Source organism: Limibacillus halophilus (genome assembly GCF_014191775.1).
Classification (GTDB): Bacteria; Pseudomonadota; Alphaproteobacteria; order Kiloniellales; family CECT-8803; genus Limibacillus; species Limibacillus halophilus.
On the sequence record NZ_JACHXA010000002.1, the window covers coordinates 135,413 to 155,291 of the forward strand.

A 19,879-nucleotide genomic window follows, 5' to 3' on the forward strand; every position below is an offset into this window, starting at 1 on the left:
ATGCACACCTACATTGACAGGCATAATCTCAGTTGGAGGATTACAATATGGAAAAGGCAACCTTTGCGGCTGGCTGTTTTTGGGGCGTGGAGGAGTTCTTCCGGGCCGTCAAGGGCGTGAAGTCGACGCGCGTCGGCTACACTGGTGGACAAACCGAAAACCCTGACTACAAGCTAGTGTGCAGCGGCCGGACGGGCCACGCCGAGGCGATAGAAATCACCTTCGACGCAGCCTTGGTCAGCTACGAGGATCTGCTGCACGATTTTTTTGCCCTACACGACCCGACACAGGTCGATCGTCAAGGCCCCGACGTGGGTACGCAGTATCGTTCCGCGATCTTCTATCATTCGCCGGAACAGGAAGCTGCGGCACGGGCCTTCAAGCAAAAGCTTGAGAACGACAAAGTTTTCCGTAGACCCATTGCCACTCAGATCGTTCCCGCGGCCACATTCTACGCAGCCGAGGAGTATCATCAGCAGTACCTGGCAAAACGTGGCTTAGCGGGCTGCCATATCTGACAGTCAGCCCCCCTATCGATTGATGAAAATTCCACGCATTAGCCGCACAGATTCGGCGGCCTGAAAGGAGCTCATGTCCATTACACTATACACCTGGGGCACGCCCAATGGCCGTAAGGCCTCGATCATGCTTGAAGAGCTCGGCCTCTCCTATGACACGGTGCCCATCAACATCGCCAAAGACGAACAGTTCGCACCTGATTTTCTGAAGATCAGCCCGAACAACAAGATTCCGGCGCTCGTCGACAGCGATGGCCCCGACGCCAAACCGATTTCTGTTTTCGAGACCGGCGCCATCCTGATTTATCTGGCTGAAAAGCACGGGCAGCTGATGCCAACGGACCCCGCAGGACGCAGCCTATGCCTGCAGTGGTTGATGTGGCAGATGGGCGGTTTCGGCCCGATGCTTGGGCAGGCGCACCATTTCCGGCGCTTCGCCAAGGAGAAAATTCCCTACGCCATTGATCGCTATACCAACGAGTCCCGGCGGCTTTATGGCGTTTTGGATAAACGCCTCGGTGAGGCAGAGTATTTGGCGGGAGCCTACTCCATCGCCGATATCGCGACCTATCCCTGGGCGGCGCGTCATGAGTGGCAAGGGATCGACTTAAGCGATTTTCCGAACGTCTTGCGCTGGTACAATGCCATCGGCAGCCGCCCGGCAGTGCAACGAGGCATGGCGGTTCCCGCCTGACCGAGTACCCGCTTCAAGTGCCCGCCTTGCGATCCACCAGCCTTCGTAGCACCGCTGCGAGGCTGGTGATTTCCGTTGAACTCAACCGATCTCCCATACGTCGTTGAATGGCCACTCCATAAGCGGGCCACATTCGTTTGAGTAACGCCCGCCCGTCTTCCGTCATGCGCAAAAGGTTCGCTCTACCGTCGTCGGGCGACGCTTCGCGCAGCAGGTAACCGGCCTTCTCCAGCCGATCAAGCAGCCGCGAGATGTTGTACTGCGGCAGCAGTACCTCCTTCTCCAGCTCCCGCGCAGTCAACAAACGGGGACTGGCACGCTTCAACTCCAGCAGAATGTCGTACCACGACAGCGGCGGAAACCCGGCGGCCTTCAGGTCATGTTCTACCGCGGCCAGGACGGATTGCTGGCTGCGCAGTAACAACGCCCAGGCGTCTATGGTTTCTTGGTTCGGCAGTTTGGTCATCCTTGTATCTTAGCAAAATATGCAAACGCATGGAACTTGACAAAATAGAACACGTCGTCAATATATATGCAATTGCATCTTTATTGACGGAGTGAATCATGCAACCTTTCAAGACAGACCGGCTTACGCTGGTCAGCCACCATCTTTGTCCTTTTGTGCAGCGAGCGGCGATCCTGCTGGACGAAAAGAACGTCGACTATGAACGCGTCCAGATCGATCTGACGAACAAGCCGGACTGGTTCACTAAGATTTCGCCGTTGGGGCGCGTGCCGTTGCTTATCGTCGGCGACTCGGTCCTCTTTGAATCAGCAGTCATCTGCGAGTACCTGGACGAGGTAACGGCGGGGTCGCTGCATCCGGTTGACCCGCTGGAGAAAGCGAGGGCCCGCAGCTTTATCGAGTACGGATCGGCAATTCTCAACGACATCGGCGGATTCTATAATGCCGCCGATGCGGAGCGATTGAAGGAGATGCGGCAGAAGCTTGCCGAAAAGTTCGCCCGTCTGGAGGCGGAATTGGGCAACGGCCCCTACTTCGCCGGCGCGAAATTCAGCCTCGTGGATGCGGTTTTCGGGCCAATCTTCCGTTATTTTGACAGCTTCGATAAGATCGCTGAGTTCGGCATTTTCGATGGGCTACCAAAAGTTATTGCCTATCGACAGGCCTTGGCTGAAAGACCTTCGATCAAGGGTGCTGTGACTGCCGATTACCCTGCGCGCCTGGAAGCCTTTATTGCCCGTCGGGGTAGCCAATTATCGAGGCTCTTGGAGAATAGGGACTCACAGGGTGCTCTGGCCCCCTAGTTCACCCATGAGAGCAATTGACAAGCCCCTGGTCGGTGTCTAGAACCCAAACCGCAAACGCCGTGTCGAATGCACCTCGCTTTGCGGAGGGGTGGCCGAGAGGCTGAAGGCGGCGGTTTGCTAAACCGTTATACGGGGAAACTCGTATCGTGGGTTCGAATCCCATCCCCTCCGCCACTCACCCCCGTCTCTCTCGAAGGCTTCGGAATTGCTCTGAATTACCGCGTGTTTTCCGCGGGTTACCTTGGGGTTGGCCTATCAGAGACGCACCGCAGCCCCCAGATCAGCCGAAAATATAGCCCGAGTCTCAGTAGGCTCTTTGAGGCGGTTCGGTTTTCAGGAGCTTCCCTGCTTTACAGGGAATTAACAGGGAATTTTCGTTTTTTGAGGGCCTTTTGGCCGGATTCTGCGAATTTTGGCCATGAATATGGACCTGATTCCAGCGGGTTATAGGGCATTTCCCTGTTCCAGGCAGAACAGGGAATTTAAATTAGGGGAACAGGGAAAGGTTTTTGACGAACAGGGAAACCGTTCAGGAAAAACAGGGAACGGGATTTGCGCCTGCCCCTAGCGAAATCCTGGCAGGTCGCGTTTGCGATGATTGGGGGATCTTCCTCATCCGAATCGTTGATCAAAGCGCTCAAGGGTGTTTCACACCAGCCCGTGGTACCAGTCTTGCCATTGAGGTGCATGCGATAGGCCGCTGTCGCCTGCGACATCTTTTACCCCCCATTGCTATAGCTTTGCTCAAGGGACCTCGAAGCCCAGCAGGCGCTCCTGCGCAGGCCAGGCCAGCGGGAGCCGCAGGCGCACCAGACGCTCCAGTGTCAGATCCACCGGCTGGCGGCCTTCCAGAATGGCGCTCTGGATGCTGGGCGACAGGAAGGCGAGCTTGATCCGTGGCCTGATGTAGGCTTCCGTCACACGCTCCTGCCGGGCGATCTCGCAGAGGGATGCACCAGCTTTAAGGGCCGCGGCCCATCTGTGTCCCTTTGCCAGGCCGCGCAGCAAGGCCGGGTCCGCGGCCGGATGCATCTTACCGGCCACAATCCGGGCTTCCACGCCGCGCCGCCGGTTCTCGAAAGTGGCCGTGACCTGAGAAAGCGCTGGCGCCAGCAGGCTGGCCTCCAGGCCCAGGGCCTCTGCCAGGTACTTAACCTCGAGCCGGATCGTGATCGAATCCGTCCCCAGTTGCCCCTCGGCCACGAGGGCTGCCAGAAGTTCTGCCTCCCCTGCGCGCAAGCGGGTGGCTAAGGCCCTCGCCTGTGCTCCGGGCTCTGCCCCAGTGCCTGCATCCGGTATCGTCAAGAGCGCATGGCGCCCGGCCGCCTGTTCGAGGTGATCGGCGATAACGTCTGCCACGGCACCCTCAAAGCGCCCCGCCGGCAGGCGCCAGCCGCTGGGATCGCTGCCCGCGAGAAGGCGGTTCGAGACATAATAGCGAAAGCGGCGAGCGCTCTTCCTGGCATGCGAGGGCGTCAGGCGGTCACCCGTCGGATCACGGAACTTTCCGGTGAGGGGCGCCAGGGTGCCTCTGCCTGGCTTGTCCTCAGTTCTCCCCCCACACGATCGCGGCCGGACGCTGGCCGCCTGCAGCCTGGCCTGCACGCGCTCCCAGAGACCTTCATCGATCAAGCCCGCATGCTGGCCGTCAAAGACCTCACCCTTGTGCCGGATCTGGCCAAGGTAGACCGGGTTGCGCAGGATATGATGGATCTGCCCCCGCGAGAGCGGTCCACCGCCTTGCTCTCGCCCCGTGGAGAAAACATGCCGCTTGGAGCGCAGGCCCCGGCGGGCGGCCTCCTGCTCCACCGCCCGCAGGCTGCCAAGCTCGGCATAGAGGGTAAAGAGCGTCTCGATCGTTTGGCGCTCTCCCTCATTGATCACCAGGCTGCGCACCTTGGGATCGGGATGGGCGTCATAGCCCAGCGGCGCCAGGCCGCCCATCCAGAGGCCGCGCTTCTTGGAGGCGGCGATCTTGTCGCGGATGCGCTCGGCCGTGACCTCGCGTTCGAACTGGGCAAAGCTCAACAACACATTAAGCGTCAGACGTCCCATCGAGCTCGAGGTGTTGAAGGCCTGCGTCACCGAAACAAAGGAGCAGCCCGCCGCCTCCAGGCGCTCCACCAGCTTGGCGAAGTCCGCCAGCGAGCGCGTCAGCCGGTCGATCTTGTAGACGACGATCATGTCGATCCGCCCGGCCTCCACCTCCGCCAGCAGGCGCTGCAACGCCGGGCGCTCCAGCGTCCCGCCCGACAGGCCGCCATCGTCATAGCGCGTGGGCAGCAAGTGCCAGCCCTCGCCCCGCTGGCTGGCGATGTAGGCCGCACAGGCCTGATGCTGGGCGTCGAGCGAGTTGAACTCCTGATCGAGCCCATCGTCGGATGATTTGCGGGTATAGATGGCGCAGCGGATCTTGCGGCTCATGCCCCTGCCCTCCCACCTAGCCCAAAGAAGCGCGGGCCCGACCAGTGGGCGCCGGTGATCTCGCGCGCGATGGCCGAAAGCGAGCGCCAGCTCCGGCCGCGCCAGGAAAAGCCCTGCGCGGTCACCTCGACGACCTGCGTCACCCCGTTCCATTCACGCAGCAGCCGCCCACCCGCTTGCAGCGCCGGGCTGCGGGCCGGCGCATCGACAGCCACCGCCCGCTCGAGCTTGGCCGTAAAGCCCTTGGGCAAGCCGCCCTCTGCGCGCACCTGCACCTCGAAAGCCAGCACCCGTTGCAGCCCCGCCCGGCTGAGGCTCTTGGGCGGTGGCTCCCCGAAGAGTTCCTGCCAGAGCGCCCGCAGCCCGGCCCGCTCCATTGTCTCGATCTCGGTAACGCTGGTCATTGCTCCCCCTCCCCAGCGCCCGCACCCGCGATGCGATAGGTCGAGGGGCCGCTCTCCTCCGTAATGTGCTCGACGGCGTGCCCCGCCTTGCGCAGGCGGCTGAGCGCCGCGCGCAGCGTATGACGCTGCCAGTCAGTAGCCTCGCGGAGAGCATCGAAACTGGCTCCCTCAGGGTGCCCTAGCATGTCGAGCAGCAGCGCCGTTTTGGTCTGACGCGGTGCTTTGGGGTTCGCCTTTGAGGTTGCCTGGTCGCGCCTCTTGGACGCGGTGGCGGTTGCGGGGGATTTAGGTTTAGCCTTGATCATCTCGGTCTCCCGGGTGACGAGGCCGGCCCCATGCCGGCCCTGCTACCGGGAGAAGCCCAGCGCAGCCGCCGGGCCTAACCACAGCAACGCTCGCCTCGCTGCGGAAGTCCAGTCGGAATTGGGGGTGCGGGTGGGCTGTGCAAGGACCCATCAGAGGAGCTTGAGTCGAGGTGACTTTTGTATAAGCCTACCCTTCCAGCATGACAAAACGAGATCCGTTCTGCTGCTTAAGAACTAGTCCAAACGCAACCGCCTCGCAGTGACGCTTGCCGCCCCATTGCTGTTTTCTCTACGCAACTTTTGGGATCTGCTTCAAGAGCGCGGCACTGAAGTCGCTAACAAAACCGTCCGTTTCTAGTGGAATGGCTATGGGCTACTGTTTAAATCTGAGATTTGGAAAGGGCGTATCGGGCAGACAACGGAGTAGCGTCACTGTCAATCTAGTGCCTATTTTGCATTAGTCTGACGTACCCAATTCGGCTTGATCAACTCAACCACACAGGGCAAATTCTGTTACTGGACTCTCTATTTAGCCGGGAGGAACTATCTAGAGGGAACTCGAAACTCGCATCAAAGATGCAAATCATAATTGAGATAAAGAATGAAAGTTAAAGAGCTTCAAGAATGCCTCGCGGCACTCGACCCTAACTCGGAAGTATTGTGCTATTGTGAGGATGGAAAATTTTTGGCAAAGGATCGGAAGTTTGTGGTGTTTGAGGTCTCGTCGGTCAGCCCGAGAAAAGCGAGCCGCATTCGCTTGGAAGATAGAACCCCCTACCTCAAGATTGGAGAGGGGCCAGAGGCAGAAAACCTTGTCTTATTGGACGTCACTTCGGACATTTAGGTCGCCTTCCGGCATTGTCAGAGCAAAATGTGTTGAAGCAGGTAAGGCGGTCATCTAGCGTCCGGCTATGACCAACCGCACCCCTTTCGTTATTTCAAGACGTCGCCCGAGATCATCCGCCTTGCGGTCATGATGTACATTCGCTTCCCACTCTCACTGCGGAACGTGGAGGATTTGCTCCACGAGCGCGGGAACGATATCAGCCATGAAATGGTGCGCTTTTGATGGCAGCGCTTCGGGCCAATGTTCGCCGCCTAGATCCGCAAGCGACGGATCCAATGCATGCGATCAGGCCCCTGGCGATGGCACCTGGACGAGGTCTTCGTGAAGATCAACGGCGAGACACACTACCTGTGGCGCGCCGTCGATCGCGAGGGCGAGGTCCTGGAATCCTTCGTGACGAAGAGACCGGTAAGAAGGCTGCTTTGAGATTCCTAAGGAAAGCAATGCATAAGCATGGGCGACCCGAGGTTATCGTGACCGATCGGCTGCGCTCGTACGGCGCTGCACTCAGGGACATTGGGACCGCAGCTCGACAAGAATGTGGCCGTTGGATTAACAATCGTGCTGAGAATTCACATCTACACTTCCGGCGACAGGAGCGAGCGAAGCTAAGGTTCCGCCGAATGCGAAGTTTGCAGCTATTCGCCGCCGTCCACGCCTCCGCCTACAACCTCTTCAATACAGAACGCAGCCTTTCCTCTCGAACCATCTTCAAGCTGAACCGCGCCGCCGCTCTCTCCGAATGGCGCGGCTTTCTCACTGTCTGACGCTCGCCATTGCTAAGGCTTACTGAGACTAATTCAAACTCGCCTGGCAGCACTCACCCGTCAGTAACCGCCAGTTGCCCGCCAAGGCACGGCGCTCGGCCAAGTCCATTCTAAAGCTGCCGGGGTTATCCAGAACCGCCGTGATTTCTGTATAAAGCGGTAGCGCCAGCCGTAGTGCAGATTCAGGGCGAATCCTTGTCATGGTCCAATCGAGTTTCTCTCTGGCACCAGCGTTTGTGTAACTGCCTCGACGAATCCAATCTACTACCAACCAATCGAATGTGCTTAGAAACGCCAGGGAATCGGCTGCCTGGAGGATGTCCTCTTCAGTATTGCCACCAAACTCATGACGTAAAACCAAGGCTCGCACCCGACGCTTGAAGACATCGTCAGGCTCAGGGTTTTGCGTTTGCAGCCACTCTTCGACGAACTCCGCTGAACGGATGGAATGCTTGATCAGGTAGTCGGGATCATCAAACCCGTTCTGAGGAGTGCCGGTTGGTCCGCCGGGAAAGAAACGCTCCGAATCATGAACTAACGCGGCGAACTTCAGAGCATCGGTCGCATTTGAGCCAGCCAGCTTTATCGCCCATTGCCTAGTCGCCAGCAAATGCTCTAGTTGATAAAATCCATCAAGCCATTCCATCGCCTTGAATTCCAAGGGCGTGAATGTCGGGTCGGCATATTTTCCAATCAAACTCGGGACGTGGTTGGAGAGCATTTTACTTCCTTTCGGACGGTGCTAACGCGCTTGCTTGGCGGTGCAAATTGCGCGCCAAACCTTCTCAGGGGTAATCGGCAATTCCGAAATCTCAATCTGATAGTCCCTCAAGGCATCACAAACCGCGTTGGCTATTGCCGCTGCGGGGGGAATAGTCCCAACCTCACCGACGCCCCGGACACCGAAGGTTGTAACATCCGATGGCACCTCCGTATGAAGCAATTGGATTGGTGGAACATCAACAGACATCGGGGCAAAATAATCCATCATCGAGCCGTTGATCAGCTGCCCGGTTTCAGCGTCATAGCGCAGTTCCTCATTCATCGCCGCGCCTATCCCCTGCACAAGCGCGCCGCGAACCTGCCCCTCAACTAGCATTGGGTTAACTTCGATGCCGCAATCATGTGCCATCACGAAGCGCTCCACCTTGTATTCCCCGGTCTGCGGATCAACAGCGACAACTGCCGCAGCTGTGCCGAATGAAAAGGATGCCTCGCGCGGCTCGAAATGAGCCGTCGCCTCAAGCCCAGGCTCGATACCATTCGGGATTCCCTGGCCAGTAATTGCTCGTTTAAAGACATCCGCCAAAGGCACTGAGAGAGTAGGATTATTCTTCACGCAAACCGCCATTTGCCGAATCGTCAAATTGGCAGGTGATTGCTCCAAAGCCATGCCGCCAATGAGAAGTATCTTTTGCCGCATCACTTCGGCCGCTTGCTTTATTGCCCCGGAGGCTGCGATCAAGGTCCGTGAGGCAAAAGCACCGGTATTGAGCGGCGAAGAAGCGGTATCCCCCGCGTGGACCCGCACGGCATCGTAATCGATCCCCAATACCTGCGCACAAATCTGAGCAAAGGCTGTTTCACTGCCTTGCCCAAAAGTCGACACACCACTGTAGAGATCGACCCCTCCCGACCGGTTTGCCCGCAAAGTAACACTTTCATGCGCGCCGAATTGTGACCCTCGATTCGCTAGAAAGCGCGCTGACGCATAGCCGGTTCGTTCAACAAAAGACGAAAGGCCAATCCCTTTTATTCGCCCGTCGCCGCGCACCACGCGCGGGGCCGCAAAGTGAGCTTCGTAGTCCACTGCCGCGGCCGCCATTTCAAGCGTTCGGGGGTAGTCTCCTATGTCATAGACCGCGCCACTCGCAGTTCGCCATGGCAGGTCTCCCGGTTGCAGCATGTTTAATCGACGGAGAGCCAGAGGGCTTTTGCCAAGCTTGCCAGCCATTCGGTCGAGCAAAACCTCCAGAGCAAAATTCACTTCTGGTTGGCCGTATCCACGATAAGCGCCAATCGGCGTTTTGTTGCTTAGAACTACCATCCGTGTTGCGCGTGCATCTGATACTTTATAGGGGCCCGCGAAAGTTACCGACGAAAGTTGCGCTGATCCGAAAGGTGAGTTCCAGCCCCCGATATCGGTGACGTAATCGTCGATGATCGCCTTGATCCGGCCGTCTCGGTCAGCAGCAATTGCCATGTTGTGGATTGATTCTCGCCCGTGAGTGGAGGCACGAAAATACTCCATCCGATCTTCGATCCATTTGACGGGGCGACCAAGCGAAATAGCGTGCAGCGATGCTAAAATATCTTCTGGGAAAGCCCCAAGTTTCATGCCGTAGGCACCACCCACGTCGGATGCAACAACACGAATGCCGCTTTCTTCTAGGCGGAGGGATTCTGCAAGTTGCTTGCGCACCAAGTGCGGCACCTGTGTCGAGAGGCGAACGTCGAGCATACGTGCTCCAGCGCGCCAATAGACAGCAACGCCACGGGTTTCCAACGACAGGGGCGCAACACGGCTGTTATAAAACCGGCCACGCGCAACAACCTCAGCTGTGCCGCACTTCTGATCCGGCTCACCGATCTGATCTGTGTTTTCCGCCATCAGGTTGTTCGCGAGTAATTCCGGATGCAGTACAGGCGCGTCGTTGTCGAGGCACTTGGCCGTGTCGGTCACATGAGGAAGCGGCTCATAGTCGATCTCGAGCAAATCTAACGCATCCTCGGCAATTGCCCTCGTCTCGGCGGCAATCGATACAACAGCCTGGCCTTCATGCAATGCGACATCGCGCGCCAGAGCAAAGTATGGCAGTGCCGGTGCGCCCGGCACGGGCCGTAACACGGTAAGCGGATTACTACGCTCAGCGACTTCTTTGCCGGTAAAAATCTCCAGTACACCAGGCACCTGCCAGGCTGCCGCAGTATTTATCCGGAGAATTCTTGCATGCGGAAAGGGGCACCGGGCGATTGCCATTTCAATCTGATGGGCAAACTGCGCATCGTCTACGAACAGCCCACCTCCCTGAAGCAGCCTGTCGTCTTCCTTTCTCGGTAGCGATTGCCCGATGATCCTGTTCGTCGAAGCTTTGGAGGTCGAGCGTTGGTCCTTTGTATTGGGAGCTTGCGGCTTTGTTTCGGCGTTCATGCCTCAGCTTCCTTTTGATTGGCGCCCGCATCCAAGGCAGCAGTAAGGTATTCCTCAATGGCGTTTACTATGCCCTCGTACCCAGTACAGCGGCACAGTACACCGGCGATTTCTTCTCTAATCTCCTCTTTGGAAAGAACGCGGCCGTGGCTCTCCAGCGATTTGGCCACGCACAGGAAAGCCGGCGTGCAAAACCCACATTGCAGCGCGTGGTGGCGCTTGAACGATTCTTGCAGCAAACTCAATCGGTTGCCTTCGGATAGCGCCTCAACAGTGCAAACGTTCCTGCCATCCAACTGCACTGCAAGCATCAGGCACGACTTTACGACCTGACCGTCGACAGTAATCGTACACATACCGCAAACACCTTGCTCGCATCCGATATGGGTGCCGGTAAGGCCAAGTTTTTGCCGCAGAAAATCCGCAGCATGCATTCGCACAGGGGCTGATTCGGCAATAAGTTCGCCATTTACAGTGAAGGATACTTCGGTTTGATTTGTTCTCGAGATCATGAATGTCCCTTATGCCTCCCGCGGATTGTCATCGCCATTTTAATGCGTCCCGAAACAGCTTTAGGCTGGCAGGTGCCGCATTTCCTCTACCGCAATGTCGCCATCAATAACGATCGGTTCGTCGTCGAGGTAGAGAGAGCAATGCCGCATCGGAATATCCAGATGGCAGGCTGTATCGTTTGGCCCTCCAAGTTCGTTATTAGGGCCCGTAGAGAACATCACATTGCCGTAGAAGCTACGCAGTTCCATCCCCATGCCGCCGGGGAAATTTGTTAGCCCATGCCACTGCGCGCGATGATCAAGTCCCCATCCGACATGGCTCATCCCATAGCCCCGAGGGTCCTTGAAACTTTCCATATAGGATTTGACAAGATCTGCATCGAGGCCGCCCCGGATATCGGTTATGAGCCCTTTCTCAATCGTGTAAGTGATTGGATCGCGTGCATACGCGTTAAACGGCAACAGTACATCGCCCGGCGCCACGACGATCTGGCCGTCCACACCATCATCCGACGCGCCAGTGAAGACGAAAGCGGCAGGCCAGTGATCCCAGCGACCCGGTTCATCGGTGCAACCATATTCGCTGATCGTTGGGTAAACGCCTAACTGATAGGTCACGTCGGTGCCGTGCGGGCTAGTGATCCGCATCACCTTTGCCTTCGACAATATCTCTGCACCTATTTCAACCCGCTCGCGAAGCTCTTTGGTAGGCAGAAGACGGGCCAGCAACGATGCCGGCTCAACTGCCGTCAACACACGGGTTCCCGCCGCCTGGATTGCCATCTGCTCCTTTGAAAACAGGAGAAACATAAGGTCAATCAACATATCTGCCTGCTTGAGCGCTTCTACGGCTTCGGGATTACTGGAAAGACCGTTTACACCGACTTCCCAGTTGCCAGACCCAGCGACCGGCATCGGCAGGCGCATGTTATACATCTTCGCGCCAAGCCGTTGGCCCGCCGCCATAAACGCATCCGCATAGTCCAGGCGCTCGCTGCCCTGGGACAGCACGACTACCTTTTCGCCCTCATGAACTCCGCTCATGGTCAACTGATGAAGGCATATCTCAGTCAGTGACATCAGATCCATAACTTGCTCCCTACCACTTGGCCAGATATTACGACTTTGCGTCCGCCAAGATTGGTTCGAGTGTTTGAAAGAAGCCCGCCTCATTGTCCCAGGGGATCATGTGGCCGGCCTCTCGCACGCAATAGAGACGAATTGTTGGATTGGCTCGCGCCAAATCGGCAGCCCCCTCGCGGGTAACTACCGGACTGTTGCCGCCGTAAATCAACACGGCAGGTTGTGTGATTCTTTCCCAGTACGGGAAAAAATTTTCCGTCTCAAAGCCCGCGTGGGATTCACGAACCGCCGTTTCATCACATTGCGGCAGCACCTCGATACGAAGCTGCAGTTCGCGCTCCGGCCATTTCGGATAGAAACGGCGGACCTCATCGAGCGTAGTGCCAGCTTTCGCCTCTTTCAGTTGTGTCATGAAGCTTTCGAGACTGGTCGGATACCCGCCTCGTCCGGGACCACAAACGGGGGGATCCACGAGAACGAGCAAACCGTGATCTTCCATTGCATAGGTCGTCGCATAGGCTGCTGCGATCCGCGCGCCCATCGAATGGCCTATAATCACCGGTTTGTGCAATCCGAGCGCTCTGATTAGCCCATGAACATCTGCAGCGTAATCCGACAAGCGATAACCCCCTGGGGGTGCTATTTCGGTTTGCCCTCGACCGCGGATGTCAGGCACATATACCGTGAACCCGAGCGCCGCAATTCTGATGGCAAGGAAATCAGCTGTCGCCGCAGGGCTGGTTATACCCGGCAGCATGAAGACCGCGGGCGCTCCAGCATTACCATAGGTTAGCAAATGGTGCCTTAAGCCATTGGCTTCGACATACTGCGACTTCCCGGCGATCTGAACTTTCATGCCGATACCTTTGCCTTGCTAATGACTCCGGTTGACTGGGTGCCAAGCGCTGCCCCTGCGTTGGGCACGATCGGGTCCAACCCCAAGGCCAATAGGATTTCACGGGTCGTACAGGTCGCGGCTGTAATAACCGGCAGGCCGATTTTGTCCTGGACCATCTGTACGGCGGGCAAGGATGGCATCTGTACACAGGCGGAGAGGATCAAGCCATCCACGCCGGAAAGATCAAGCTTTGCCACGTGCTCGGGCAAATTCAGTGGATCAAGTCGACCAACCGCCAAATTGTTTGATATTGAGAGGCTTACACTATTGGTGACCGTTACGCCCGCCGCCTCAATGTAGGCGATTACCATCTTGGTGAGCTCCGGCATATAAGGGGCCACCAAAGCGACCTTCCGGAGCCCAAGCGCATCAAGCGTGCGCACCAACGCACCGGCGCTGGACACGATCGGGACACCCTTTCCCCGATCTCCGAGGACGACCTCGCCAAGTTTTGCCTCAATCCTCTTGTGAGCACCTGCTCCGCGCGACATCAAGGCAACAAGACAAGCGTAAGCAATCACATCCACGTCGGCGTCACCCAGTTCCGCCGCGCATCGATCGCCGTCATCGACCATGCGTGACAAGGATTGGACATCTACCGTGTGGAGCCGCGCGCGGCTGGAGTGGAAAGTAAAACCCGGAAAATCCCACGAAGCACTCTGGCGCAAGAGTGCTGGAATTTCCGTTTCCATTGTCGTGTTCGAACTCGGTACTATCAGGCCAACTCGTTTCATTTGGGATACCCTCCCTTGGGTGTTTACTATCCAATGTCCGGCCTTGCACCGGCACCTCAATTTTCTTTCCGAACTCACAAGAGAACAGAAATGATCACCAAGCTGAGCGCGACGTTTGCGGCTGCCAGTGCTGCAGCGACTTTGCTCCAACCGTTGGAGACGACTGGTCCGTAAGACGGTGCCGCGACCGTAGAAGCCACTCGTGCTCCAGTTCCAATCTTGCGCGGTGCTGCCGCGGTAGGTTGGTAGTTCTCGCCACCACCCATAAGGCGCTGTTGGAGGTTGTGGGCGAACTCTCCAGCAAGCTTCTCGGCCTGTTTGGCAATGACCTTTTGCCCGATACTGCCTAGAATTCCCGCCAATGCGGCTTCACAGTCAACACTGATACGCGTGTCTGCACCCTCCGGATGGAGACGAACGATACTTTCGGAGCGAAAGTTCCCTACCGCGCCGCGAACTGCCCTGCCCGTCGCCGTGAATCCAATGCTGCAGCCCTCGATTTTTTCGATAATGCGAACCTTTGATTCGAAGGTCGCCGAGATAGGTCCAACGCGCTGCGTCACGAGCACTTTGAAGGTGTCCTGATCAATCACTTCAATCTGTTCGACACCTGGCATGCATTGGGCAACTTGGTCAGGCCGCTCAAAAAAAGCCCAAAGCGTTTCCGCATTCTCTGCAACGACAAATTCCTGAACGAATTTCATTTTGAAGGGCTCACTTTACGGCTGTCTCATCGCGGAGATCGCGCATCGCACGCGCGACGTAAATTTCGGTCAAATGCCTTCGGTAAGCTTCCGAAGCACGGATATCTGTCGCGGGATTGATGAATTCAGAGGCAACTCGAGCGGCTTCGGCGATCACGGTATCAGATAGGTCGGACCCCTCGGCAGTGCTCATAGCTTCACGCGCGAGAACGGGTGTTTCATCAACGCCGCCAAGGCCGATACGCACGCCCTGCCATGCGCCGTTGGAACCGCGGTCGGCGACAACGGCAACGGAAACGATGGCAAAATCGTTATGCCGGCGATTCACCTCATAAAACGCGAAGTGCTCGGGGTGGCGCGGATAGCGGACTTTTAACAGAACTTCATCAGGTTCTGCCGCCGTCGCATAGGAGCCTACGAAAAAGTCCTCCAGCGCCATAGTTCGCGTGCCGGTCACCGAATACAGCGTCACCTCGGCACCGAGAGTAAGCGCTGCCAGTGGCATCTCACCGGTCGGATCCGCCTGCATGAGGCTGCCGCCGAGCGTGCCGCGATTGCGCACCTGCCGGTCGCCAACGAAATGGATCATTCGCACCAACAATGGCAACCGCTCCGCGACGAGCGAGTGAGTCTCGATCGTCCGATACCGCACCATCGCACCAAGGATCGTGTCGTCACCCCTTGGCTCTATCCCATCCAGTTCCGCCAACCGTTCAATGTCAATCAGCGCGGAAGGCCTCCAGAGGCGCAGGTTCATCATCGGAATGATGCTTTGGCCTCCAGCCAAGATTCGAGCATTACCTGCATAGTCATCTAACAAGCCGACGGTCTCATCGATGGAATCAGGACGATGATATATGAAGTCGGCAGCTTTCATGACCAGGCCTTCCCACCCGACATCCGCATGAGAACATGATTGATCGGCGAGGCAACTTTCATGGTCGGCTTCGCGGCTTTGTTGCTCCAGACAGTCTCCGGACGAACCTGTAAGACCGCGATCTGACCGTCCTGGTCGATCGCCCACTCGATGTCCTGCGGCGCCCCCCGATCCTTCTCGATTTGCTTTGCCAGCGTAGCAAGTCCAACGGACTCTGCATCACTTAGGCAGGGCACCGCCTGACGGGCTTGCTCAATTGGGAAAAGACCGACCACACCACTTTCCGAATCAAACCTGTACTCTTCCGGTTGGATGGAAATAGACTTCTTTAACAACGTGAGTTGCACTTTATCTGCAATGAATTGCGAAGGCGTTATGTCGCCTTTGACCACGCCCTCTCCCAAACCCCAGCAGGCCTCAATCGCGACTTTGGAGCGATCGCCAGTAATTGGATCAAGTGTGAACATCACGCCGGCTGCCCGGGCTTGCACCATCTGTTGCACACCAACACAGATAGCAAAATCACCTTGGTCCATGATCGTTTTTCCATCGTGCTGGTATGACAAAACGGCGTCACTAAACATCCCGGCCCAGCACCGACGCATATGCCCAATCACAGATTCAATGCCTGATATCCAAAGATATGTTTCGTACTGGCCGGCGAAGCTAGCGCCCGCTAGATCTTCAGACTCACCACTGGATCGCACCGCAACAGGAACATCCTTGATCCCTGTCCGCTCGGATAACCGTGCATAAGATTCTTGGACCACCTTCTCCAATCTCTCCGGGAGTGGAGTCCTGATGATCTGCTCAATCAAACCTGCAGTTTCGGCGCTGATTTTCTCAGGCGGCAAACCTGCACAAACCTTTTGCACCTTCCGGGCCTCCGCTGTTAGTCCGGCAGCCTCCATGAAGTCGCGGTACGCATGCGTGGTGATTCCAAATCCTAGTGGCACCGCCAAGCCATCCGCTGTCGACTTAGCCAAGCTGGAGAACTTCCCGCCAAGAATCGGATTCTCTATTGACGCTGGGTCATCCAGCCACAGCACATAAGGACGCGCACTCATCCAGCCTGTTCCTCCAGAATTCGCACCAAGCCAATGTTGCCGTCGACCTCGATCATATCGCCGGTTTTGATTCGAGCGGTGGCAAAACCTGTGCCGACAACGGCTGGCAATCCGTATTCGCGTGACACGATCGCGGTATGCGCCATCATGCCACCGACATCCGAGACAGCTGCGCGGATGCGCGGAAAGATTGGTGCCCAGCTTGGAGCCGTAACGCGGCAAACCAAAATTTCGCCGTCAACGATATTGTACAGGTGTGACGGATCGGTGATCACTCGCGCTTTGCCGGATACCTTACCGGCAGAGGCTGCAACGCCACGCAGCTCGGAAGCGCTGTTCGGATCTACGCCAAGCCATTCCTCAATGGTTTCCTGCGTGATACCCCACAGCATAATCGTGAGCGGCTCGGTAATTGTTTCGGGCGGCGTACCCAACGCTGGCGGCGGCGTCCATTTTGCCAGGTTGTCACGAATTTGGCGTCTCTCGGCGATTATTGGTTTCCAGTAAAACTCGCCCCTCGGCTGTGTTCCGACAGCCCAACCGATCATTAAATCGTAAAGCGCATCGTAAATTTCATGGCGATGAAGGTAGAAAATGTCTTCCTTCGAATCGAAGAACTTGTGGGCGACAAAAACATTCCCCAACTCGCGCACCTTCGACCAGAAAATGGAATGATGCAGGTGCTCGACATAAAAATTGTGATCCTCTACGAACGGGAACACCTTGCGAGCCAGCTCAAGCAAGCTATCAAAAGCCTCGCGATCTTCATCTGTAGGTAGGTGCCCGCGATACTCTTCTGTGACCCGCGCTCGTTTCTCCAGTATCTGGTCCAGTGGGCGCCGCACATCTTCACCACTGCGGATTGCGTTGATATAGCCGCGCATTGCGGTGAAGGGCAGCCTGAGATCGGTCATCCAAACCGGATCGGCGTGACAATAGCCTGAACCCGTCGAGAACCAGAACCACGGATCTTTTGCCTCCTCCAGGGAAGCCAACCACTGCTTACCGGCGTTACTGTTCGCCAAATCGGCAATAACTTCGTCAGGTTGACGGTTCGGAAGGATGGTATCGCCTACTCCCAAGTCGACAGCGAGCTGCGCGAGTTTGCGTAGCTCGTCATCCGGCCTAAATAACAGGATATCGATGCCAGAAACCATGTCGGTTATGGTCTGGTCGGCGATACCCGGAAATACGCTCTGGCAGAACTCCCGATAGGTTAGATAGGCACCATAACCGAGGTTCAGCATCTCGAAATGATACGAGCCCATTTCGAGCATATTCTCGATTAAGCGACTGTAGTCGCGGAGCATTTCAAGCGACGAATAAGTACCTTTGTGGGAGGTAACGCTTTCCTCGGGTTCGTATTCCGGGAGTGGCTTGAACTCCATCTCTCGCAGGCGATCGATACAGTCCATCGCCTTGACCTTCCAATTCTCGAAAATTTCGTCCCAGTTCTCGAAATAATGGCCGGCACGCTTGGTAAAATACTCTTGCCGTTCGGCGATCTTCGCTGGGTCAGTGACCGCGTTCGGGCTGACATAGAGATAACCGTTGATGATTCGGTGATCGATACCCAAAGCAGGAGGAAGTGCCCATACCCGGCTGGACATTTGACTGACCGCCACCCACCAATTCTCGGTCATGATTGTATCAAATGGATACAACGGGTCGGGATTATGCATTCCATCGAAGAACCAGAACTTAGACTCCTCAAACTCCCGACGATCTTCGCTTATCAGGGCATAATACCGGTAGAGGCTCTCCCACCCCTCGGCCCCACTTGGCGTCTCGACCTCGAATGGGCTTTTGAAGGAATTCACTGGTTTAGGCATTCTGCACTCCCCTTTTGCTTCTTGCTCGCACTATTTGCCCATCATCGGGTGCTTGTTCTTTGGTTGCCGCACGACCGAAGGTAATTCATTGCCTCCGATACTTGCACCACATCAGCGTATTTTTGCTGTATATCGAATAGGTTGGCATCGTGTGGCGGCTTCGAGCGATCCGCAACGCAACCTTCGGGTACCAGTACGTTGAACCCGTATTGCACGGCATCGACCACGCTGGCGCGCACACATCCGCTCGTTGTCGCGCCGGTAACGATTACCGTGTCCACCCCCGCACCGTTTAGCATTGCGGCGAGATTGGTTCCGTGGAAGGCCGATGCCCCGTGCTTGATGATTATCGGTTCGGTCGCGCGTGGCTCCAGCCGCTGGTCAATTTCTACCAATCGCGACCCAGCAACTAGAGACGCCATGCCAGTTGCCTTGCGAAGCCAGGGGAGCATTTCAAGCTCTCCAGGCGTGTAGGAAATCGTTGTGAAAACTATAGGGAACCGCATCGCCCTTCCGATATTGATCAGCTCCTTCGTCGCCTCGATTTCAGCGCTCATATCCGCAGCTGTCGGGTAAATCGGATCGGTGAATCCGTATGAGAAATCGACGACGAGGATTGCAGGGAAGCAACCTCGTTGGCCAGCGACTCCAAAGCCAGCCGTTCGATAGATATCTTCTTGCCTCGCACTAGACATAGAATGACGGACCTTCCGCTCCCTGCCGTCGCCCCGAACCTCGTGGCGTTCCGGGCGATATCTCTAATCTCATCTGGTATTTAGGTATACCAGATGAGATTAGAGATACAAGTGTTATCTGTGAGCATTCCGGCTTAATGTCTGTATCCCTGAGCGAAGCGCAGCACCTTCCCCCGAATGACTTCCTATGCCGACGGAACATCTTGCCGGGCCGCAATACTCATGGTACTGAAGCTATATAATCGTGTTCTTTCGAACAACTTTCAGATGTGTTAGCACGCCCCAATAAGAAGCCGGAGTGAGCAGCATAAGCCAGCGATATTGGAACAATGATCAGGTACTTTGAGGATAGAGTTAATCCTATCACCGTAAGAACCAGTGAGGGTATTGCGAACCTCATCCGCCGAGAAATTCTCACGGGAAAGTTTAAGCCGGACCAGCCATTGATGGAGCGCAGTATAGCGCAAGAGCTAGGCGTCAGCCGGACCCCTGTGCGCGAAGCGCTATTCACATTGCAGGGTGAGGGACTGGTCGAACTGGTCCCGCGACGTTATGCCCGGGTCCGACGTATAACAAGGCAGGATATCGCCCAGATATATTCAATGCGGCTGGTACTGGAGACTCATGCCGCCCGAAGCGCGGCTCTTTATGCCGACCGGGATGCCATTCTCAACATCGAGGTCGCATTGTTACGTCAGGAAAGCCTGGACACTTCCTGCAGCGCGTTGGAACAGGCCAACGCCGATCTGGCATTTCATGCGGCTGTCACAGCGGCGGCGGGAAGCCAGGTTCAATTGACGATCATTAATCACGTGCTCGCTATGACCGCTACGCTTCGATCGCGCATTAAATACGAGGGTAAGCGAGCCAAAATGGCTGTCAAACAGCATCGCGAGGTTCTCAAGGCTATCAAAGCGAGCGATGCCGACAAAGCTGGCGAATTGATGAAAGCACATATCGAATGGTCCACCGCGAACGCCCGTGAAATGGGCCTTCTGACCGACCCGGATTCAAAACCGACTACCTCCAGGTAAGCACGGATTCCCTTCAAGCCGGAATAGCAGAGCAATTCCTGAGCAGAAGCGGCGCACCAAA

At 56.6% G+C, this 19,879-nt stretch carries 19 protein-coding genes, 1 tRNA gene and 1 pseudogene; 6 read left to right on the forward strand and 15 right to left on the reverse strand.

What is annotated here, in order from left to right; translation table 11 throughout:
* The first annotated feature begins 47 nt into the window (after positions 1-47).
* Both msrA and FHR98_RS03760 read left to right on the forward strand, forming a co-directional pair.
* Positions 48-518 carry a peptide-methionine (S)-S-oxide reductase MsrA gene (gene msrA, locus FHR98_RS03755; protein WP_183415310.1) on the forward strand — a complete coding sequence of 157 codons (471 nt, stop codon included), beginning with the start codon at positions 48-50 and terminating at the stop codon, positions 516-518.
* Positions 519-591: 73 nt separating this feature from the next.
* The gene (locus FHR98_RS03760) at positions 592-1,212 is read left to right on the forward strand and encodes a glutathione S-transferase N-terminal domain-containing protein (RefSeq protein WP_183415311.1); all 621 of its coding nucleotides are present in this window, start codon (positions 592-594) and stop codon (positions 1,210-1,212) included.
* A gap of 13 nt (positions 1,213-1,225) precedes the next feature.
* Here the strand turns inward: FHR98_RS03760 and FHR98_RS03765 are convergent, their stop codons facing one another.
* On the reverse strand, positions 1,226-1,678 hold the full coding sequence (locus tag FHR98_RS03765) for a MarR family winged helix-turn-helix transcriptional regulator (protein WP_183415312.1): 453 nt from the start codon (positions 1,676-1,678) through the stop codon (positions 1,226-1,228).
* Positions 1,679-1,776: 98 nt separating this feature from the next.
* Here FHR98_RS03765 and FHR98_RS03770 point away from each other — a divergent pair, with 98 nt between their 5' ends.
* Entirely contained in the window at positions 1,777-2,481 is a 705-nt protein-coding gene (locus FHR98_RS03770) for a glutathione S-transferase family protein (RefSeq protein ID WP_183415313.1), read from the forward strand.
* A gap of 85 nt (positions 2,482-2,566) precedes the next feature.
* Positions 2,567-2,658: transfer RNA gene (locus FHR98_RS03775), tRNA-Ser, on the forward strand.
* 570 nt (positions 2,659-3,228) lie between these two features.
* Here FHR98_RS03775 and FHR98_RS03780 read toward each other — a convergent pair.
* Genes FHR98_RS03780 through FHR98_RS03790 form a run of 3 tightly spaced genes read right to left on the reverse strand, consistent with a single transcriptional unit; the run spans position 3,229 to position 5,617 of the window.
* Positions 3,229-4,908, reverse strand: a complete 1,680-nt coding sequence (locus tag FHR98_RS03780) for a recombinase family protein (RefSeq protein WP_183415314.1) — start codon at positions 4,906-4,908, stop codon at positions 3,229-3,231.
* Positions 4,905-5,312 (reverse strand): DUF2924 domain-containing protein, encoded by a 408-nt coding sequence (locus tag FHR98_RS03785; RefSeq protein WP_183415315.1) that lies wholly within the window; start codon positions 5,310-5,312, stop codon positions 4,905-4,907. The genes FHR98_RS03780 and FHR98_RS03785 overlap by 4 nt, the downstream gene beginning before the upstream one ends.
* Positions 5,309-5,617, reverse strand: a complete 309-nt coding sequence (locus tag FHR98_RS03790; protein WP_183415316.1) for a DUF3489 domain-containing protein — start codon at positions 5,615-5,617, stop codon at positions 5,309-5,311. Before FHR98_RS03790 ends, FHR98_RS03785 begins: the two co-directional genes overlap by 4 nt.
* A 973-nt stretch (positions 5,618-6,590) precedes the next feature.
* Between FHR98_RS03790 and FHR98_RS03795 the strand changes: the two are divergent.
* A pseudogene (locus FHR98_RS03795) lies at positions 6,591-7,231 on the forward strand (IS6 family transposase).
* A 28-nt stretch (positions 7,232-7,259) separates the two neighbouring features.
* Here FHR98_RS03795 and FHR98_RS03800 read toward each other — a convergent pair.
* The 11 genes from FHR98_RS03800 to FHR98_RS03850 form a co-directional block, all read right to left on the reverse strand.
* Positions 7,260-7,952, reverse strand: coding sequence for an HD domain-containing protein (locus FHR98_RS03800; protein WP_183415317.1), 693 nt, complete (start codon positions 7,950-7,952; stop codon positions 7,260-7,262).
* Between the two features lie 21 nt (positions 7,953-7,973).
* A complete protein-coding gene (locus FHR98_RS03805) occupies positions 7,974-10,382 on the reverse strand; it encodes a xanthine dehydrogenase family protein molybdopterin-binding subunit (RefSeq protein ID WP_183415318.1) in 2,409 nt (802 codons plus the stop codon).
* Positions 10,379-10,894: a (2Fe-2S)-binding protein gene (locus FHR98_RS03810; protein WP_183415319.1), complete on the reverse strand. Its 516-nt coding sequence runs from the start codon at positions 10,892-10,894 to the stop codon at positions 10,379-10,381. Before FHR98_RS03810 ends, FHR98_RS03805 begins: the two co-directional genes overlap by 4 nt.
* 60 nt (positions 10,895-10,954) lie before the next feature.
* The gene (locus FHR98_RS03815; RefSeq protein WP_183415320.1) at positions 10,955-11,983 is read right to left on the reverse strand and encodes a 2,5-dihydroxypyridine 5,6-dioxygenase NicX family protein; all 1,029 of its coding nucleotides are present in this window, start codon (positions 11,981-11,983) and stop codon (positions 10,955-10,957) included.
* A 28-nt stretch (positions 11,984-12,011) separates the two neighbouring features.
* Complete coding sequence (locus tag FHR98_RS03820) at positions 12,012-12,833, reverse strand: alpha/beta fold hydrolase (RefSeq protein ID WP_183415321.1); 822 nt, start codon at positions 12,831-12,833, stop codon at positions 12,012-12,014.
* Positions 12,830-13,609 carry a maleate cis-trans isomerase family protein gene (locus FHR98_RS03825; RefSeq protein ID WP_183415322.1) on the reverse strand — a complete coding sequence of 260 codons (780 nt, stop codon included), beginning with the start codon at positions 13,607-13,609 and terminating at the stop codon, positions 12,830-12,832. Before FHR98_RS03825 ends, FHR98_RS03820 begins: the two co-directional genes overlap by 4 nt.
* Positions 13,610-13,683: 74 nt before the next feature.
* Positions 13,684-14,313, reverse strand: a complete 630-nt coding sequence (locus FHR98_RS03830; RefSeq protein WP_183415323.1) for an SRPBCC family protein — start codon at positions 14,311-14,313, stop codon at positions 13,684-13,686.
* Between the two features lie 10 nt (positions 14,314-14,323).
* A complete protein-coding gene (locus FHR98_RS03835) occupies positions 14,324-15,190 on the reverse strand; it encodes an FAD binding domain-containing protein (RefSeq protein ID WP_183415324.1) in 867 nt (288 codons plus the stop codon).
* On the reverse strand, positions 15,187-16,239 hold the full coding sequence (locus FHR98_RS03840; RefSeq protein ID WP_221205715.1) for a PEP/pyruvate-binding domain-containing protein: 1,053 nt from the start codon (positions 16,237-16,239) through the stop codon (positions 15,187-15,189). Before FHR98_RS03840 ends, FHR98_RS03835 begins: the two co-directional genes overlap by 4 nt.
* Before the next feature lie 14 nt (positions 16,240-16,253).
* Positions 16,254-18,089, reverse strand: coding sequence for a PEP-utilizing enzyme (locus FHR98_RS03845; RefSeq protein ID WP_183415326.1), 1,836 nt, complete (start codon positions 18,087-18,089; stop codon positions 16,254-16,256).
* Positions 18,090-18,130: 41 nt separating this feature from the next.
* On the reverse strand, positions 18,131-18,784 hold the full coding sequence (locus FHR98_RS03850; RefSeq protein ID WP_183415327.1) for an isochorismatase family protein: 654 nt from the start codon (positions 18,782-18,784) through the stop codon (positions 18,131-18,133).
* A gap of 329 nt (positions 18,785-19,113) precedes the next feature.
* On the opposite strand from FHR98_RS03850, the gene FHR98_RS03855 reads away from it, so the two are divergent.
* Positions 19,114-19,818, forward strand: coding sequence for a GntR family transcriptional regulator (locus FHR98_RS03855; protein ID WP_183415328.1), 705 nt, complete (start codon positions 19,114-19,116; stop codon positions 19,816-19,818).
* Positions 19,819-19,879 lie beyond the last annotated feature (61 nt).

Coding starts and splice junctions, on each gene's coding strand:
- FHR98_RS03790 (WP_183415316.1), bottom strand. CDS start 5,617: ATGATCAAGGCTAAACCTAAATCCCCCGCAACCGCCACCGCGTCCAAG.
- FHR98_RS03760 (WP_183415311.1), top strand. CDS start 592: ATGTCCATTACACTATACACCTGGGGCACGCCCAATGGCCGTAAGGCC.
- msrA (WP_183415310.1), top strand. CDS start 48: ATGGAAAAGGCAACCTTTGCGGCTGGCTGTTTTTGGGGCGTGGAGGAG.
- FHR98_RS03815 (WP_183415320.1), bottom strand. CDS start 11,983: ATGGATCTGATGTCACTGACTGAGATATGCCTTCATCAGTTGACCATG.
- FHR98_RS03835 (WP_183415324.1), bottom strand. CDS start 15,190: ATGAAAGCTGCCGACTTCATATATCATCGTCCTGATTCCATCGATGAG.
- FHR98_RS03820 (WP_183415321.1), bottom strand. CDS start 12,833: ATGAAAGTTCAGATCGCCGGGAAGTCGCAGTATGTCGAAGCCAATGGC.
- FHR98_RS03805 (WP_183415318.1), bottom strand. CDS start 10,382: ATGAACGCCGAAACAAAGCCGCAAGCTCCCAATACAAAGGACCAACGC.
- FHR98_RS03780 (WP_183415314.1), bottom strand. CDS start 4,908: ATGAGCCGCAAGATCCGCTGCGCCATCTATACCCGCAAATCATCCGAC.
- FHR98_RS03830 (WP_183415323.1), bottom strand. CDS start 14,313: ATGAAATTCGTTCAGGAATTTGTCGTTGCAGAGAATGCGGAAACGCTT.
- FHR98_RS03850 (WP_183415327.1), bottom strand. CDS start 18,784: ATGTCTAGTGCGAGGCAAGAAGATATCTATCGAACGGCTGGCTTTGGA.
- FHR98_RS03845 (WP_183415326.1), bottom strand. CDS start 18,089: ATGCCTAAACCAGTGAATTCCTTCAAAAGCCCATTCGAGGTCGAGACG.
- FHR98_RS03800 (WP_183415317.1), bottom strand. CDS start 7,952: ATGCTCTCCAACCACGTCCCGAGTTTGATTGGAAAATATGCCGACCCG.
- FHR98_RS03810 (WP_183415319.1), bottom strand. CDS start 10,894: ATGATCTCGAGAACAAATCAAACCGAAGTATCCTTCACTGTAAATGGC.
- FHR98_RS03855 (WP_183415328.1), top strand. CDS start 19,114: ATGATCAGGTACTTTGAGGATAGAGTTAATCCTATCACCGTAAGAACC.
- FHR98_RS03825 (WP_183415322.1), bottom strand. CDS start 13,609: ATGAAACGAGTTGGCCTGATAGTACCGAGTTCGAACACGACAATGGAA.
- FHR98_RS03765 (WP_183415312.1), bottom strand. CDS start 1,678: ATGACCAAACTGCCGAACCAAGAAACCATAGACGCCTGGGCGTTGTTA.
- FHR98_RS03770 (WP_183415313.1), top strand. CDS start 1,777: ATGCAACCTTTCAAGACAGACCGGCTTACGCTGGTCAGCCACCATCTT.
- FHR98_RS03785 (WP_183415315.1), bottom strand. CDS start 5,312: ATGACCAGCGTTACCGAGATCGAGACAATGGAGCGGGCCGGGCTGCGG.